This is a genomic window from Candidatus Nanosynbacter sp. HMT-352, from assembly GCF_021222645.1.
Taxonomy (GTDB): domain Bacteria; phylum Patescibacteriota; class Saccharimonadia; order Saccharimonadales; family Saccharimonadaceae; genus Nanosynbacter.
The window spans coordinates 640990-656449 of sequence record NZ_CP089520.1; the positions used below are offsets into that span (position 1 = coordinate 640990).

The 15460-nt window shown below is 40.0% G+C and carries 17 protein-coding genes and 5 tRNA genes; 10 read left to right on the top strand and 12 right to left on the bottom strand.

The features are described 5' to 3' along the window. Nucleotides 1-41: 41 nt before the first annotated feature. The 3 genes from LR957_RS03420 to LR957_RS03430 all read right to left on the bottom strand — a co-directional run bounded on the left by LR957_RS03420 (nt 42) and on the right by LR957_RS03430 (nt 4344). The gene (locus LR957_RS03420; protein WP_232272937.1) at nt 42-2921 is read right to left on the bottom strand and encodes a type IV secretion system protein; all 2880 of its coding nucleotides are present in this window, start codon (nt 2919-2921) and stop codon (nt 42-44) included. A 31-nt stretch (nt 2922-2952) separates the two neighbouring features. Further along, a complete protein-coding gene (locus LR957_RS03425) occupies nt 2953-4107 on the bottom strand; it encodes a hypothetical protein (RefSeq protein ID WP_232272938.1) in 1155 nt (384 codons plus the stop codon). A gap of 159 nt (nt 4108-4266) precedes the next feature. Then, a tRNA-Asp gene (locus LR957_RS03430) sits at nt 4267-4344 on the bottom strand. Nucleotides 4345-4447: 103 nt separating this feature from the next. Between LR957_RS03430 and LR957_RS03435 the strand changes: the two genes are divergently transcribed. From LR957_RS03435 to LR957_RS03460, 6 genes are all read left to right on the top strand, one after another. Continuing rightward, a complete protein-coding gene (locus tag LR957_RS03435; protein ID WP_232272939.1) occupies nt 4448-4819 on the top strand; it encodes a hypothetical protein in 372 nt (123 codons plus the stop codon). Then, a complete protein-coding gene (locus LR957_RS03440) occupies nt 4819-5280 on the top strand; it encodes a pilin (protein ID WP_232272940.1) in 462 nt (153 codons plus the stop codon). Before LR957_RS03435 ends, LR957_RS03440 begins: the two co-directional genes overlap by 1 nt. Then, on the top strand, nt 5277-5564 hold the full coding sequence (locus tag LR957_RS03445) for a hypothetical protein (RefSeq protein WP_232272941.1): 288 nt from the start codon (nt 5277-5279) through the stop codon (nt 5562-5564). Before LR957_RS03440 ends, LR957_RS03445 begins: the two co-directional genes overlap by 4 nt. A gap of 1 nt (nt 5565) precedes the next feature. Then, nucleotides 5566-5946, top strand: a complete 381-nt coding sequence (locus tag LR957_RS03450) for a pilin (RefSeq protein ID WP_232272942.1) — start codon at nt 5566-5568, stop codon at nt 5944-5946. An 8-nt stretch (nt 5947-5954) separates the two neighbouring features. Continuing rightward, a complete protein-coding gene (locus tag LR957_RS03455) occupies nt 5955-6380 on the top strand; it encodes a pilin (protein WP_232272943.1) in 426 nt (141 codons plus the stop codon). Between the two features lie 61 nt (nt 6381-6441). Beyond that, the gene (locus LR957_RS03460) at nt 6442-6825 is read left to right on the top strand and encodes a pilin (protein WP_232272944.1); all 384 of its coding nucleotides are present in this window, start codon (nt 6442-6444) and stop codon (nt 6823-6825) included. A gap of 102 nt (nt 6826-6927) precedes the next feature. Here LR957_RS03460 and LR957_RS03465 read toward each other — a convergent pair whose 3' ends face one another. Next, nucleotides 6928-7428, bottom strand: a complete 501-nt coding sequence (locus tag LR957_RS03465) for an Hsp20/alpha crystallin family protein (protein WP_232272945.1) — start codon at nt 7426-7428, stop codon at nt 6928-6930. A 113-nt stretch (nt 7429-7541) separates the two neighbouring features. Between LR957_RS03465 and LR957_RS03470 the strand changes: the two genes are divergently transcribed. Further along, complete coding sequence (locus LR957_RS03470; protein WP_232272946.1) at nt 7542-8207, top strand: ComF family protein; 666 nt, start codon at nt 7542-7544, stop codon at nt 8205-8207. On the opposite strand, the gene LR957_RS03475 is transcribed toward LR957_RS03470, so the two are convergent. The 5 genes from LR957_RS03475 to LR957_RS03495 form a co-directional block, all read right to left on the bottom strand. Continuing rightward, entirely contained in the window at nt 8202-8654 is a 453-nt protein-coding gene (locus tag LR957_RS03475) for a 23S rRNA (pseudouridine(1915)-N(3))-methyltransferase RlmH (RefSeq protein WP_232272947.1), read from the bottom strand. The genes LR957_RS03470 and LR957_RS03475 overlap by 6 nt on opposite strands. An 8-nt stretch (nt 8655-8662) precedes the next feature. Beyond that, nucleotides 8663-8750, bottom strand: a tRNA-Ser gene (locus tag LR957_RS03480). A gap of 12 nt (nt 8751-8762) precedes the next feature. Further along, nucleotides 8763-8839, bottom strand: a tRNA-Arg gene (locus tag LR957_RS03485). 108 nt (nt 8840-8947) lie between these two features. Next, nucleotides 8948-9466, bottom strand: coding sequence for a hypothetical protein (locus tag LR957_RS03490; protein WP_232272948.1), 519 nt, complete (start codon nt 9464-9466; stop codon nt 8948-8950). A 35-nt stretch (nt 9467-9501) separates the two neighbouring features. Further along, entirely contained in the window at nt 9502-9909 is a 408-nt protein-coding gene (locus LR957_RS03495) for a hypothetical protein (protein ID WP_232272949.1), read from the bottom strand. 72 nt (nt 9910-9981) lie between these two features. Here LR957_RS03495 and LR957_RS03500 point away from each other — a divergent pair. Then, a tRNA-Ser gene (locus LR957_RS03500) sits at nt 9982-10074 on the top strand. A 17-nt stretch (nt 10075-10091) separates the two neighbouring features. Continuing rightward, nucleotides 10092-10181: transfer RNA gene (locus tag LR957_RS03505), tRNA-Ser, on the top strand. Nucleotides 10182-10234: 53 nt separating this feature from the next. Here the strand turns inward: LR957_RS03505 and LR957_RS03510 are convergent. Continuing rightward, the gene (locus LR957_RS03510; protein ID WP_232272950.1) at nt 10235-11317 is read right to left on the bottom strand and encodes a VanZ family protein; all 1083 of its coding nucleotides are present in this window, start codon (nt 11315-11317) and stop codon (nt 10235-10237) included. A gap of 142 nt (nt 11318-11459) precedes the next feature. On the opposite strand from LR957_RS03510, the gene LR957_RS03515 reads away from it, so the two are divergent. After that, entirely contained in the window at nt 11460-11801 is a 342-nt protein-coding gene (locus LR957_RS03515) for a hypothetical protein (RefSeq protein WP_232272951.1), read from the top strand. Nucleotide 11802: 1 nt separating this feature from the next. Here LR957_RS03515 and LR957_RS03520 read toward each other — a convergent pair whose 3' ends face one another. Together LR957_RS03520 and LR957_RS03525 are read right to left on the bottom strand one after the other, a co-directional pair. Then, nucleotides 11803-14358 carry a valine--tRNA ligase gene (locus LR957_RS03520; protein ID WP_232272952.1) on the bottom strand — a complete coding sequence of 852 codons (2556 nt, stop codon included), beginning with the start codon at nt 14356-14358 and terminating at the stop codon, nt 11803-11805. Nucleotides 14359-14520: 162 nt separating this feature from the next. Next, entirely contained in the window at nt 14521-15447 is a 927-nt protein-coding gene (locus tag LR957_RS03525; RefSeq protein ID WP_232272953.1) for a lipid II:glycine glycyltransferase FemX, read from the bottom strand. Between the last annotated feature and the right edge of the window lie 13 nt (nt 15448-15460).

The window sequence follows — 15460 nt, forward strand, 5'->3', positions numbered from 1 at the left end:
AAAAGTCAAGAGAGAGCGTATGAAGCATGCGTTTAGCTACCTCATCGTCTAGAATCCTCTAATGCCTTTCTTACATCTTCTTGAGATGTAGCAATAATTATTCCCCCAGAGCTACTGTTGCTCTGTTGGTTATTTTGTGGTGATTGTTGAGAATTAGAGGAAGATGTATTCTGTGACGTATTCTCGACAACCACTCCGTGAGCACTTAACGCATCGGATATTGTTTGATTTATATTTTTCGCAGTATTTGGATTTGATACGGCAACTTCTCCTGCTTTTTTAAATGCAGCCGAAGCTCTTTCATTCTTACTATCGGCAATAGCTTTAGATAGCCATCCGGTTGCTGCTCCATTCTGCACTAAGTGTTCTGCCTGTAGACTTCCAGACTCGGCATTATTTACTGCCATGTTAGATAGATCTTCCATACTATTAATCTCATCCTTGAGAATATCATCTCCGAATCCGTTACCTAGTATATTATTATCTCCCTTTGCAAATGCAGCTTTAATCGCCCGTTGTTTTATAGAAGCGTCTGTGCCTTTTAGTTTACTCAGCACATTCATACGTTGTTCAAAACCACCATTAGCCATAGTATGGTCTATTGTGGCTGCACGCATACTTCGTGAGACTTCTTTATCATCAGAGGTTTTACCCGTTATGGCGATAGCAGCTATTTCACTCGATGTCATACCTTGTAGCATTGTGGATGCGTCTTCAACGTCGCTTTCGAACGCCTTAGCTACAGTTGCGCGGGCGCGTGCTCCACCTTTATCCCAGCCCATGAATTTACCGAGTGGAGTATTATCCCTCCATGTCGCAATTTTACCCGTTCGACTGCTTGCGCGTCTTCTATCCATGAAGTCTGAATATTTTCTTTTCGTATCGCCAATAACAGAATTGTCAACACGTCTTTTTGCTGTGCCTTTTACATTTCCGGCGAATCGACTGTGGGCATTAGCACTCATTTTTCCTATCTTTGCACCAATACTACCTAGCGAACTTAAGGAGTTTTGCAATACAAAAGGAGTGGCGATGAGTGGCATAGTGGTGGCTGCTAAAGCAACTAGCTGCATGGTTTCGTCTGGATTATTCGGATCAACTGTTGCATTTGATGCCAATACTGCACCAGCTAATTTTCCTGCCCCGTACAATAAAGATATTATAGGAAATACTAATAATAACCCCCGGAACATTTTTATCCATTTTTTAAATAAGTCTTCTGTATTTGGCAGTAGCCATGCTGCGAAGGCCATGGGAGACATGGCTATTAATAGTATGATACCTGCTTGTCTAACTACTAGAATAATAAATACTGTCATAATTGCCAAAAATCCAGCAGCAAGAGTAGGTAATCCGACTGCTAAGGCAATGAATAGGCCTGCTCCGGTTAAGCCTAATATTTTAGCAATTATCTCGCTGCCTAGTCCCGTAGCCTCAGAATTGGCACCTATCTCTCCCGCTCCAGATTCTAAGGCGTCCTTTAATGTATGCCCTAATATATTAGATAAGTCTACAAAAATCTGACAAAGATAATAAGATAAATTAACTAGTAAAGCTCCTATTATTAAGCGAGGTAGGATTTTCTTAATGCCATAATTACTAACGCCAACGTTAGAGATTTGAGAAAATATAATCCATAAGAATATTACAGCGAATATGGCGTTGGCTATATTACGGAAAAACTCCCAACCTTGTTTTGCTCCAGAATTATTTCCATCGGAGAGTATGGCTGGCTTTATATCTAAAAATCCGGAAATAGCACTATACGCAGCATCGTTGATACCGGCCACGAAGTTCATTACTGGACAAACCAACCACCCTATTCCATCAATACCACACGAATTTTTCTCTTCTTCTCCGTCACCTTCCGCTGGGGCTTCAATTTTGGCAGTCTGACCTTGTTTACAGGCGTTTATATCTTCTGTGTTCTCATAGGTTGTTTCGCAGTATGTAGAATCACCCTTGTGATTTGCTCCGTCTTTGCAGGCTTTGAGTTTGTCTCCTGCCAGTCCTGCACAGGCAGTATCTACTGCACTTGCTTTTAGAACATTTAAATATTTTTTAGCTGCAATTGCCAGTTCACTTTCAACTGATCTACATGAAAACTCAGGCTTATTAGCATATACGGTAGATCCTCCGGCATACAAGTATTCAGTTTTGCCTTTTGGCTTGTATATCGTATCAACCTTTTTAGTGTCTGTGTTAATGACAGAAACCTTCCATGTGTTGTCAGACTTACTGGTTGCTTCACCATCCACACAACCCTTAATCCAGTCTGAATATTTTCTATATTTTATGTAAGCGTTTTTTTCTGCTACGTTGCGATCATATCCTGTTAATGTCGTAAGCGCGTTTAAAAAATTCTCTTTGCCATTCTCAGGCATACCATTATAGGTGAAATCGTTAGTTAATCCTAAGGCAACACATTCTTCATGTTTTGTATTACTATCATTCTTTCCTTTTAAACCGTTCTTTGGGTAGCCCATATAGCACAGTAACTCATTTGGTGAAATTCCAAATGTATTAAAAGCCTCTTGCTGAAATCCTGTATCATTGCATTTTATTCCACCCTTATTAAACCCCTTTACTTCTGGATATGTACCTACATAAACATAAGCATTCCCCCACGACGCGAATACTACATTATCATGCAACATCTGGTCATCAACGTCAGTGTGCACCTGTAAACCACCATTGAAGCATTGTGCCATAGCAGAGGCGTACGTGAAGAACTTGTATTGGTCATTCTCTTTTAGATTACTAAACCTGCTCGGGTCTTTTGAAGCTAACGCGGGATGGGCTAATAAAATATTTGTTATCGGTAATATAAAGAGCGCAAACGCACATAAAATTATAATAGGCTTCTTGAGTCGCCCCACCTTTTTAATCACCTGCTTCTCAATAAACATAAACACCTTCATTTAATCACATATGAAGGTGTTTATGCAAGGACTAATTTTCTGGTTTATCTATTCCAGGTATATCGCTTGGCGCCATAAGCTTACCATTTTGGATTAGAAATTCTTTGTCGAAGGACTCTTTAGTTAATTTTGAGGCTCCTCCTAATGTGACAGTCGTGAGTATCTCTTCATTACCGAAACTGAATCTATTATCATACCAAACTTTATTTGCAGGTTCAATGCCTGGCTTATCTAAATCACTAGCATTTTCTGGGAAGGCGCCGTCAGTAAACGCTCTAAATACCATATCAGTAGAGGTCGGTTCACCCTTGCTGTTGGCGTGTTTTACATTAACAACCATCTGGGTTTCAGGTGTATCAACCCCTCTACGCGGATAACCTTCCGTTTTGCAGTCAGCAATATTACCCGCAACAGAGCATTTGTCTGTTTTATAAGAAGGGTCGAATACGTAAGTAGCATACGTCCCGTCTTTACCACTGCTTGTAAATTTTACGGTTAATATGAGGTCTGATGGTGTAATATTAAATAAAGAAGCATAGTTGTCTTTTCCAGGTTCTAGTAAAGCTTTAAAAAGACTGTGAGCTTGACCTGTCATCGTGTCTAATACGTGATTTTTGAATTCTTCAGCCTCTTTTGCTGATAATGGATGGTTATAAAGCTGACTATCTTTATATATTGCTCCTGTATACAATATAGAGTAGATATTATTTAGAGTGGCGGAGTTCATATCTTCAGCAAGGTTATCGTGAGTAGTTTTTATTAGTCCGTTCTCATCGGTGACAACTTTAGCGTTTTCATCTGGCGTAGTCTTATTTACAAGATCAACAAGATTAACTTGCCATTCGTTATAGCTAACTTCTTCACCACTTTTTTCTTTTTCTAAAAGACCTCTGATGCCAGATAGATTTACGTCTTTATATTTATCGATTATTTCTTGAGGTATGTTTTTCTCAGTCTTAGTTGTGCTGGCTTCAGGAGATGGGGTTGGGCTTAAAGTTGATGCTGGATTCTGTGTTTCTTGCGCTGTAGATGTTGTTGTATCTGGAGTTGACTCGCTGTGAGTCTCACCGCACGCTGACAGTGGTAATATGCTGGCAGCAGCAATAGTGAGCGTAGCTATAGTTTTTCTTAGTAAAGGGTTTGTTTCTTTTGAATCGCTTGGGTTAAGTTCATGATTTCGAGCCATAACGCTTGGGATCCTTCCTCTGACATTGTCAGGTATTTTATTATAAAAACTTCTTAGACTTTTTAGTCCAATTGGAGATATCATAACATAAACTTTACATAAATGCAATAGTCATAACTCAATTATAATAAAAAACACCCTATTAGGGTGAATCATCTGTGGCGCGCTCGACCGGATTCGAACCGGCGATCTCCTCCGTGACAGGGAGGCGTGATAGGCCAACTTCACTACGAGCGCATATCAATACTTTTCATATTACCAGATAATCCACGTCTTTTCAAGGAAAATATTTGCTTTTTTCGCTTGACTATTTTACAATTTCTGTATAAGAGAAAATTTTATGACAAAAAGAAATATTATAATTAGCATATTTATCACAACAGTAATCGCAGGAAGTGTTTTTATACCCAGAATAGCTTTGGCTGCCAACTGTGGTGGCGCGGAAACTTCTGTTATTTCTTGTGACGGCACGGGTAGCACGGCAATTATCAACATAATCAAGCAAGTCATTAAAATCTTAACTGCGGGAATTGGAATCGCGGCTGTTGGGGCTGTTATATACGGTGCATTTTTATATACCACTTCTGAAGGTAGCCCGGATAAGATTAAAAAAGCACGTGAAATTTGGACGAACACAGTCATTGGATTATTGATGTTTGCATTCATGGTGCTAATTACTAACTTTATTATTCCAGGAGGAGTTTTTGATTGATGAAGAAAATTATAATAGCAATAACTTTAATTGTCATAGGCTCCGTTGGAGTAAGTATTCTTTCACCAACTATCTCTATGGCGGATGATAATAAACCTGCCGCCAGTGACGACAAAAAATGCCCTAGTGGAAAAATTTTGACGCTAAAGCCTTGGTATGATGGACTGATGGAAAAAAATGATTGCTCTCTTAAAACTCCGGGTACAGATGCTAATGCTCAGGCAAACTATATTTGGAAAATTGCACTTAATATAATTGAAGATTTATTACAAATTGTTGGTTACGCGACTACTGGATATATCATGTACGGTGGTTTTCTGATGATGACCAGTAATGGTGCTCCAGAAAAAGCGGCACATGGACGAAAAACTATCATGAGTGCGGCAATTGGATTGGTTATTGCATTAGTATCAATTGCTATTGTTGGATTCGTATCTTCAAGGATAGGAGTTTCGCTATGAGACATATAGAGCTTTTTGCTGCTAGATTACTAGGAGAAGCAGACGATCTTGGCGTGCCACATAATAACGATGTAGATATAATGAAAATTATCAATTTAGTTTTCTGGGTAGCTGGTGTCATAGCTGTTATTATTGTTATTATTGCTGGAATAAACTATTCCCTGTCTTCCGGTGACCCTGCTAAGACTGCTAGTGCAAAGAACGCTATTTTATACTCTGTCATTGGTTTGGTTATTGTTTCTAGTGCGATTGCTATAACGGGTTATATTATAGGAAAGGTTTAGGATGAAGATTTTTACAAAGATTTTAATTACTGGAGCGTTGATATTTGGACTATTCGGAATATTAACTCCGCCTGTTTTTGCAACTAATGGTATTGATATTTGCTCTGGCGATGGTAAAGACTCTATTTATTGTAAAAATAAAGCTGGAAGTGAAACTAAAGTTAATAGTATTATAGGTAATATTGTCCAAGTCTTATTGACCGCTGTTGGTGTTATTTCGGTCATTATGATAGTTATTGGTGGTATCATGTTTACACTTTCTAGTGGTGACGCCCAGAAAGCGGCTAAGGCTAGAAATACTATTTTATACGCGGTTGTTGGTTTAGTAGTTGCTGTGTTTGCTTCAGCTATTGTTAATTTTGTATTTGATGGGTTTAAATAGGAGGAGATATGAAAAAAATAATCTTGTCAGCTTCAATAATAATGTTTTCTATGTTTGGATTATCAGCCATTTCTGCGGTTTCATTGCCATCTACAGCTTCGGCCCAGGTAGCTGATGGTATTAAGACCGCCACAACATCGGAGATGCAAAACAAAAGTATTAATGGGCCGAATGGTCTAATAAAATCAGTTGTCAACATCCTATTATGGGCCGTTGGTATTCTGTCAGTTATCATGATTATTTACTCTGGTCTTCGCTATATTACTTCAGCTGGTGACGCCGCAAAGACGAAATCTGCCCAGTCTACACTTACCTACGCGGTTGTTGGTTTGATTGTAGCTATCCTTGCTTGGGCTATTGTTAATATGGTACTGGATCGGATTGGAGTTAAGACGTCGTCTAACGCTACAGACTCGTCCATAGCCTTTAATTAGTTTTGCAAATAACAGATAAAAATGTATAATAATAATATCATTAAACAAGGAGAAAATAACAATGAATAAATTAAAATTAATCTTGGCGGGACTATTGATGGTGCCAACTGTTGCTTTGGCTGTAGCTCCAGCGGCAAGTGCCGAAGGTGATTTTACCTTAACTAATGGCGTAAATAGTGCAAAAGGAGAAGGCGTAAGTGAAACCGCTTCAGATCCTCAAGCTTTGGTTAAGCAATTTGTAAATATATTCTTGTTTGCTGTTGGTGCATTGAGTGTTATTATGCTTATTTGGGGTGGTATACGCTATACTACTTCAGCTGGTGACAGCAATAAGGTTACAGCTGCTAAGAACACGGTTTTGTATGCAATTGTTGGTTTGGTAATCGCTATTTTGGCATACGCAATCGTCAATATGGTTATTGGTAAGTTTACATCAGGGTCGTAGCCTTCTATATTAATAAAAAAGAGCCTCGCTGATGAGGCTCTTTTTTATTGCAGTTAAGAAAATACCGCCAACTTGTGACGGTATTTTCTGTAAAATGGTTTTTTATAGAACTTGAATCTTCTTTGCTTTTTCTTGCTTTATCTTTTCAAAAGTAATTGTCAAAACGCCATCTTTTAATTCTGCCTTAACGCCCTCTTCATTTACAGCGGTTGGCAATGCTAATGTACGACTGAATTCACCCCAGTAGCATTCTTGGATGTGCCATTGGCGAACATCTGCTTCGTCACCGCTAGACAGTGTGCCGCTAATTGTTAAGATGCCATCAGAGATACTTACATCTAGATCATTACGGTCTACTCCGGCAGTGCGAGCTTTGATAACTAAGTCATTTTCTGTCTCAAAAACGTCAACAGCCAATTGACCCATCATGTCGTCGGCTTCATCTTCCCAATTGTCGTCAGGCTGAACTGCCGGCGTATTGGTATTACTTGTATTGTTATTACTGTTAGAATCAGGCAGTAGGTCATCGTTATCATCGTCAATAAACGCCGCAACCAATTCCTGCTCCGTTAATAGTATATTATCATCTTGTTTTCGGGCCATAATTTCCTCCACTTTTATAATAGGCTCATTGACAAAGTCCTTATTAGTATAACTATAATATGCGGTATAATCAACAGTGAAAGGCTTAAAACGTAAAAATTACAATGTTTGACGTGATATTATCAATCATCGCCCCTCACCACTGTTATAAGTGTGGTAAAATGGGCGGTATTTTATGCTTAGATTGTAAAAAATACATCATAAGCCGGGAATATGATGTATGTGTCATGTGTGGTGATTTGCTGGAAAATGGCAACTTATGTAAAAAACATAAGCTTCCCTGTGATATGATCTGGTGTTTTTCGCGGCGTACGGGTGTTGTCGCAAAGATTATTGATGATTATAAGTTTAACCGTGTTCAGGCGGCGGCTGATTTACTAAGCGAATTTTTAGACGAAGCTCTGCCTGAATTGCCGCCAAATACAGTAATCGTACCAATCCCTACAATTTCTAAGAATATTCGGCGTCGTGGATTTGATCATATCCGAAAAATTGCTATTAAACTATCTCGACGTAGAAAAATAGATTGTTACTCCCTGCTCCGGCGTAGAAATAACGTAACTCAGCACTTTACGAAGTCTTCCGCCCAGAGGAAACGCCAAGCAAAGGAGTTTTTTGAAATTGCGGGTAAAATTGATAAAAATAAGCGATATATCATTATCGACGATATTTTTACGACTGGCTCAACTGTGTTGGCGGCGGTGGAATGTTTGAAGAAAAATGGCGCCAAACATGTGGAAATTGCGGTTATTGCCAGGCACGGGCGCCCGAAGCTATGAGTGATGATAATGACTGCCGCGATGAATTTCTTGGGCGCGGTATAATTGCTCAGCTAGAATAAGACGAACTAATTGGTGTGGAAATACTAAGTTTGATAACGACCAGACGATGTTGGATTTTTGGCGAAGTTCGTGTGTAACTCCGTAAGCACCACCGATAATAAAGACAATGTGCTTGTCAATATGATCGGTTATTAGGTCAGATAATTCCGGTGATGATAAGTTTTTACCGCGCTCATCGAGCAAAATAACGAAGTCATCTGAATTAAGGCGTGAAAAAATACGCTCAGACTCTTCCTGGAGCGCTCTGTCGCCTTCAAAGTTTGAATGCGGTAGAATAATCATTTCCGCAGCAAATGGTGCTCGTAGACGCTCTAAAAAACGAGAAATGCCTGGTTGAACCCAGGCTTCGTGCTTTTTTCCGATTGTTATAATGGTGATCTTCATAATATCTATGGCGGAGAGAGAGGGATTCGAACCCTCGATGAGTTGCCCCATACCGCTTTTCGAGAGCGGCCAGTTCAACCACTCCTGCACCTCTCCATAAAGCTAATGTGGTACACCCGGCAAGATTCGAACTTACGACCTCTGGCTCCGCAAGCCAGCGCTCTATCCAGCTGAGCTACGGGTGCATACAGCCTTTCGAAAATCGATTGGCCATAACATAAAATATAAGGTACCTTCATTGCTATAAAGCACTGAACTTTTGTATTCTACCACATAAAATATAGTCAATCAAGCTATAGCTTTATCAGCCGAATAAACTTCTCTAAGGCGTCTGGCTTAATTTCTTGCATTGGTAGGCGTGCTCCGAGCATATCGACGATTCTCTCGCCCTCTGCTTCGGAAAAGTAAATAGTTAAACCTGGCGAAAATCGTTTTACTGGCAATAATAGAATCGAATGTTGGTTGTTCTCATGGATTAATCCAAATGCGCGAAATTCGCTAAAATCGTGTAAAACATCGGCGATGTAAATGCCTTTGGGGCTAATCGCGTAGTTTATTACTTGTGGGGTTTTGTTTGATAACACAAACAAGGCTACAGTCATAATTGGCAATAAAACTGCGAAAGTCCAGTTCTTAAATACTAAAATTGCCAAAGCCATTAATCCTATCAACACAATGACAAAAAACACATACCACATTTTACCGCGCTTAACTTGCATACCTTCTGGTGCATTCCAAGCTATTGGCTCAGTCAAATCAATCCTGTCAGGTGATGGTACTTCAAAGTCTTGGTTTTCTGGACTATCATTCATGACGCTAGTATATCACGATGAGAATCAGTGAACAATTAAACGTTAGTGGTTGATCCGCCGCTCAAAGCTGCGCCAAGAATAAAGTTAATAATCGCGTAAGCAAAGACCGCGACTAATAGACCGATAATCGCGTATAAAATTGTATTTTTGGCATTTGTTACGGATTCTTTTTTACCGCCAGAGATTACATAGCGGAAACCACCGAAGATTAGCATAACGACGCTTAAGACGCCGACGCCGAATAGCATAATATTGATGGCTCGTCTTACGATTGATGAATCACCATTAACTAAGTTGGACGGTGTATTGTCACCACGTGCTGCGTTAATTCCGGCTGGCGCACCGCCTTCACCTAATGCGGAAACTGGAGCAGTCACCAAAGCTACGCCGAATCCGACTGTAAGTAGTCCTGTTATAATTTTAGAAATATATCCTTTTACCATAATTCTATTATACCCTATTTGCGATAAAGCTATTAATAATTACACTTCTATGGTACACTAAATAGTGAATTTGGAGGAGTACCCAAGTGGCTGAAGGGGACGGTTTGCTAAATCGTTAGTATGGAGAGATCTGTAGCGGGGGTTCGAATCCCCCCTCCTCCGCCAAGATTCAGAGATAGTACGGAAGGGTGACCGAGTGGTTGAAGGTACCGGTCTTGAAAACCGGCGTGCGGTAAAACGTACCGAGGGTTCGAATCCCTCCCCTTCCGCCAAAATAGTGCTATTGAATTTGAAAAATAGGAGATTCGCGCGAATCTTCTATTTTTTATTTCTCTTGACTGAATTGAATTGTACTTTTGTAACTTGTGTCAGACAGACGATCAAATATAAAACGTCGGTTAAATAACGCTACGACAATTGTAAATAATATGAACAATATAAATATTAAGAATGTAATTGCGAATAAACAAAGAAACAGCAGAGAGTCTGCTTCTTTATTAAATTCATTTGCAAAGTAAAGTAAGCCTGCGGGAATGATGCAAAAATATATCGTGAGTAAAATTCCTCTGAAAATTGTGTGAATCCATTTTCTATTTTCAAATATTAGTCCAAACTTTAATAATGCGCTACCAAAAGTTTTACCATTCAGTAGAGGAATTAGGCTGAAATAGAGGGCTAAAAATAGCGAAAACGGGAGTTGGGTTTTTGATAATGTGTAGGGAATATAGACAATAACAGTGTCTATTATTAGAGATAAACTAACGCGGATTGCAGAAACTCGCGAACCCGCCTCAAGGGATTTTTTATCTATTTCTTCCCTGGACGGAAGTAGCCACGTCGCAAACCAGCCCAGAAAGTAACCGACGCATCCGCCTATCGTATTCTGGATGATATCGTCGACGTCGGCTAATCGATAGGGTCTTGAATAGATGAAATAAAGTCCAGATAATTGAGTTAGCTCAAAGAATAAACTTAAAGTAGCCGTCAATAATAACGTCTTTTTAAGGCTACATTTGAAATAATAGCGCAGGTAAATTCCGAACGGAATAAGCATTAAAATATTGAAAGCCGGAACGTAGAAAGTGGAATGTTTCATCGCCGTAATCCAAGTTGAACTATCTGTTAATACAAGTGGATTGTTCTTTATAAAATCTGTGACGAATGAAAACGGAATTAAATTCAGATTTTCTGCGTAAGTTATGTGAACGGATTCTGGATTTGGTAACGGTAGAATAACTAAGAAATATACGGTTAATAAATACAGAATAAAGGAATAGAAAATCAAAGTCCGCAGCTTATTGACAGAGCCGTATTTTCGATAGTTCGCAATCATATACGGCAACGTGATAAGAAAAGCCAAAATTGGGAAAAGGATTAGTGCGACCTTAATAGAAATTAGATATCCCATAAACTCCATTATACTAAACATTTTCTCTGTAAAATTCAGGATGACTGTTTCTATGCTGGGAAATATACTTGACAAAAAACAAATCTTATGCTAACATTGTAATCAGTATTCTAAAAATAGATACAAAAAAGAAAGAATAAAAATGAATTTAGTACAACAGTTTTTTACCGCTACAACTATGTTTGTCAGTTTGAATATAGCGTTTGGTGTGCTGCTGCACGATACCAATATGGATAAGGCGTTTTTATCGTCCTGGAAAATACAGAACGTTCATGGAAATTCCGAAAGCGAAACTAAAATGCCAGAGACAAAGCCCCATACTCATCCAGAACATGCCCAATTGTCTAATGTGTTGAAAGAGGGTTCAGCACGACCGCGAACTACGCCTCGTAATAACGATAAGAAGCGATTGCGTCAAAAATACGCGGCTCGTGGTCAACATGTTTTTGATGGATATCATCTTGATCTTGAGGGTATAAGTTAGGCTATTTTAAGCTAATCACTTCCAGTTCTGAAACAAGCCGAGTAATGATTTTTTCTTGCTCGGCTAATTGCTCACGAGTTTCCTCAACAAGGTGAGCTGGCGCCTTCTCAATGTAAGTCGGATTTTCCAGGCGCTTCTTTAATCCCGCCAATTTCTGACGTGCTTCGGCTAGGCGCATTTCCAGATTTTCCTGATGTTGGTATAGAGTTTCACTATCAATATCTAGCCACGCTTCCCTGTTCGCTGCTGCCAATCTCAGTCCATGCGGCTGATCTGTGTACTCAATTGCCTTAAGCCGCATAAGATGCTTAATTGTGTCCTGATTGTCTGCAATAAGGCTGTCGTTGCCGTATAACAATCGATATTTCTTATTCCCTGGCAGTTCAGCAATCACCCAGCGACCTTCGGCAACCAAGAGTTTAAGTTGCTCGAATTGTTCGGCAGCAATCGGATCGAATTTTTCTGGAGTTGGCCAAGCTTCACGCATCAAAATGCCGTCGGTGTAATTGAGTGTTTGCCAAATCGTTTCCGTAACGAACGGCGCAAATGGATGAGCGATTTTCAGAGAAGTTGCCAAAACCCAAGATAGCAATGGACGATTGATCGCGGTTTTAGACGATTCAATGTACCAGTCAGCTACGTCGTCCCAGATGGTGTGATAAACAGTTTCTGATGCCTCTGAGAAGCGATATTGCTCTAATCGAACAGCGATGTTGTTGGCGGCGTCATTCAATTGGCGAATAATCCAGTGATCGGCCGGAGTTTGCGGCTCTAAGTCGACAATTTGGTGATTATCGCCAATTTGCGCTTCAACAAACCTGGCAATATTCCATAGCTTATTGCAGAAGTTGCGAGCAGCGATAACAGAGCCGCGGTTAAAGGCCTGACTTTGAGCCGGCGCCCGTCCAGCGATAATTCCCATGCGTGTGGCGTCAGATCCAAATTCTGCAACCAATTCCATTGGATTAATGACGTTACCCTTAGACTTAGACATTTTTTGATTATGTTCGTCATTAACCATTCCGTGCAGATAAACTTCTTTGAACGGCAATTTACCCGTTCGGTACAGACTGAGCATAATCATTCGTGAAACCCATGCGCGCATAATATCCATACCAGTTTCCATCATATCGGTTGGGAAATAATTGGCTAAATCGCCATCGGTCAGATAATCCGTTACGATATATGGCCATTGACCGGATGAGAACCAGGTATCAAAGGTATCTTCTTCCCTAATATATGTTGTGCCATTTACAACAATACTTTGCTCGTTAGTACGAGTGTCGAATATCCAATCCTTAGGGTCGTTCTCATTTACAAATGCAGGAATCGGTATTCCCCATGGAATCTGTCGTGAAATATTCCAGTCTTTCAATTGCTCAAGATATGCGATGAGTTCTTTGCGCTTGGATGCTGGATAAAAAGTGATTTCTTCTTTTTTGAGTGCATCAATTGCTGGTTGTGCGAGTGATTGTGTCTTAATAAACCACTGCTCTTTAATCATTGGCTCAATTACGCTGCCACACTTATAACAATGTCCAACGGCGTGTTCAATTTCAGTCTCACCGCGGCGTAGCTCTAATGCCTCCAGTGCTTCCAAAACTCGAGCGCGAGCTTCTACAGGAGTTAATCCCAAGAACTGCGCTGGCACGTTTATCATCTTCCCTTCTGGGCTGATAATTGACTCTAGAGGTAAATCATGACGTTTTGCAATTTCAAAGTCGTTCGGGTCGTGCGCCGGCGTAATCTTAACCGCACCGGTACCATAACTCATGTCGACATATTCGTCCGCGATGATAGGAATTTCCTTATTGACAATCGGCAGTAAAATGCGAGTTCCAATCAATTTTTTATATCGCTCATCGTCTGGATGAACCGCAACAGCAACGTCGCCGAGCATAGTTTCTGGGCGCGTAGTAGCAATGATAATTTCGCCAATTTTATCTAATGTCGGGTAAGCTATTTTCCACAACTTCCCTTTCTCATTCTTATGTTCTACCTCGATGTCAGCAAAGCTGGTTTGGTGTTTGGTGCAATAATTAACAATCCTCTCACCCCTGTAAATCAAGTCATCATCCCACATTTTCTTGAATGTGTCATATACAGTGTTGATAACTTTATCGTCCAGAGTGAATGTCAGATGCTTCCATGATGCACTAACACCTAATGCGCGCAATTGCAGCTCCATATTGCCGCGTTTTTCTTGTACAAAATTCCAAACTTGACTATACAATTGGTCACGTGAAAAATCGAAGCGACTCTTCCCTTGTTTCGTCAATTCTCTTTCATACACAACCCAAGTTTCAAACCCAGCATGGTCGGCCCCTGGAATAAATACGGCATCATCACCCTTCATTCGGTGATAGCGAATCAAAATATCCTTCAGATTCATATCAAGAGCATGTCCAATATGTAAATTGCCGTTAGCGTTAGGTGGTGGCATAATGATTGAATATGGCTTACCTACCCCTGTTGGCTTTAATGCGCCACTGGTTTCCCATAGGGCATAAATATTCGGTTCGTAATCGTTTGGTATGTATTGTTTAGCTAGCTGCATAAGTTATTCCATGGTTTTTTCATGTGAAAAAAGACAAAAGAAAACAAAGTAGCTTTTCACGTGCAAAAGCCCTTAAATATGTAATCCTCTAATTTCTCCACATGTTTATATTACATCTTAATTATACCACAAATTTATGCGGCGGGATGGGTGAAATTAAGGTTATTTTCTGATCGTCTGATACGCTCGATATAACCAATATTGAAGTGGCTTTAAGGGAAGCTCCCAGGTTAACCCAGAGTAGACATCTTCGCCGCCGAATGATCGCTTAAACTTCGTAAAGCCAGCCCATGGGTGATTTTTTGGTGCGTTTTCAGGCGCAATTCCGTATAAATCGACTTTCTCCATTTGACGATGTTTTGCATCGATTATTGCTTCGGTGAGCAGGGCAGTTCCAGCGTTAAGCTTACGATATTCTGGTGTAGAATTTGCTGCTGCATGCGCGTAAATTCGAGTTGTTTTTGAGTCGAAAAATAGGGCAGTAGCAATTACTTTATTGTCGTATGTTGCGTACCAAAAAGAAGCATCTTTGGATGGAAGTAGGGAACCAGCTTGCTTATGAAAATATGAATCTGGGTGCGGCGACATGCCGGTTCTTTTGGCAACTTCATGGATTAGTTCAAGAAAATACTTGATATCTTCTGGGTTTTGAGATTGATGAATAGTTACGCCTTTTTTGTGATAATTCCTATAACAATTCCTTACAGGTTGCGCCATGCTTGCTACAATTTCTTCCTCTGGTTGCTGGAGATTGATAATGTGCGTATGTTCTGGCTGTAAATGAACGTAAGTGGCTTTCTTCCAATGCTCATCAGATAATACCTTAGAAAAGGTGGGTTTAATTGGTCCGACTCTAAGGAAAGTAACACCAAGTTTTCTACCCAGATCAGTAAGATCTTTTAATGCCAACTGCAAATTTTTCTCATTAGTGGCGGTTGGTCCAAAAGGGCAATATAAGCGAGAATTGCCCGTGCCGTGCTCTAATATTGCGAAATATTCCCATCCTTCACCTCTGTTGTGAAAGACTTTTCGACCGAGCGATTGTTGGAATTTTTCCCAGGCTGATGATTGTAGAAAATGTTGATTCATGTTGTAATCCTCA

Bases quoted from the DNA above. Each gene is read 5' to 3' on its own strand.
- LR957_RS03420 (WP_232272937.1), bottom strand. From the start codon at position 2,921: ATGAAGGTGTTTATGTTTATTGAGAAGCAGGTGATTAAAAAGGTGGGG.
- LR957_RS03425 (WP_232272938.1), bottom strand. From the start codon at position 4,107: ATGGCTCGAAATCATGAACTTAACCCAAGCGATTCAAAAGAAACAAAC.
- LR957_RS03435 (WP_232272939.1), top strand. From the start codon at position 4,448: ATGACAAAAAGAAATATTATAATTAGCATATTTATCACAACAGTAATC.
- LR957_RS03440 (WP_232272940.1), top strand. From the start codon at position 4,819: ATGAAGAAAATTATAATAGCAATAACTTTAATTGTCATAGGCTCCGTT.
- LR957_RS03445 (WP_232272941.1), top strand. From the start codon at position 5,277: ATGAGACATATAGAGCTTTTTGCTGCTAGATTACTAGGAGAAGCAGAC.
- LR957_RS03450 (WP_232272942.1), top strand. From the start codon at position 5,566: ATGAAGATTTTTACAAAGATTTTAATTACTGGAGCGTTGATATTTGGA.
- LR957_RS03455 (WP_232272943.1), top strand. From the start codon at position 5,955: ATGAAAAAAATAATCTTGTCAGCTTCAATAATAATGTTTTCTATGTTT.
- LR957_RS03460 (WP_232272944.1), top strand. From the start codon at position 6,442: ATGAATAAATTAAAATTAATCTTGGCGGGACTATTGATGGTGCCAACT.
- LR957_RS03465 (WP_232272945.1), bottom strand. From the start codon at position 7,428: ATGGCCCGAAAACAAGATGATAATATACTATTAACGGAGCAGGAATTG.
- LR957_RS03475 (WP_232272947.1), bottom strand. From the start codon at position 8,654: ATGAAGATCACCATTATAACAATCGGAAAAAAGCACGAAGCCTGGGTT.
- LR957_RS03490 (WP_232272948.1), bottom strand. From the start codon at position 9,466: ATGAATGATAGTCCAGAAAACCAAGACTTTGAAGTACCATCACCTGAC.
- LR957_RS03495 (WP_232272949.1), bottom strand. From the start codon at position 9,909: ATGGTAAAAGGATATATTTCTAAAATTATAACAGGACTACTTACAGTC.
- LR957_RS03510 (WP_232272950.1), bottom strand. From the start codon at position 11,317: ATGGGATATCTAATTTCTATTAAGGTCGCACTAATCCTTTTCCCAATT.
- LR957_RS03515 (WP_232272951.1), top strand. From the start codon at position 11,460: ATGAATTTAGTACAACAGTTTTTTACCGCTACAACTATGTTTGTCAGT.
- LR957_RS03520 (WP_232272952.1), bottom strand. From the start codon at position 14,358: ATGCAGCTAGCTAAACAATACATACCAAACGATTACGAACCGAATATT.
- LR957_RS03525 (WP_232272953.1), bottom strand. From the start codon at position 15,447: ATGAATCAACATTTTCTACAATCATCAGCCTGGGAAAAATTCCAACAA.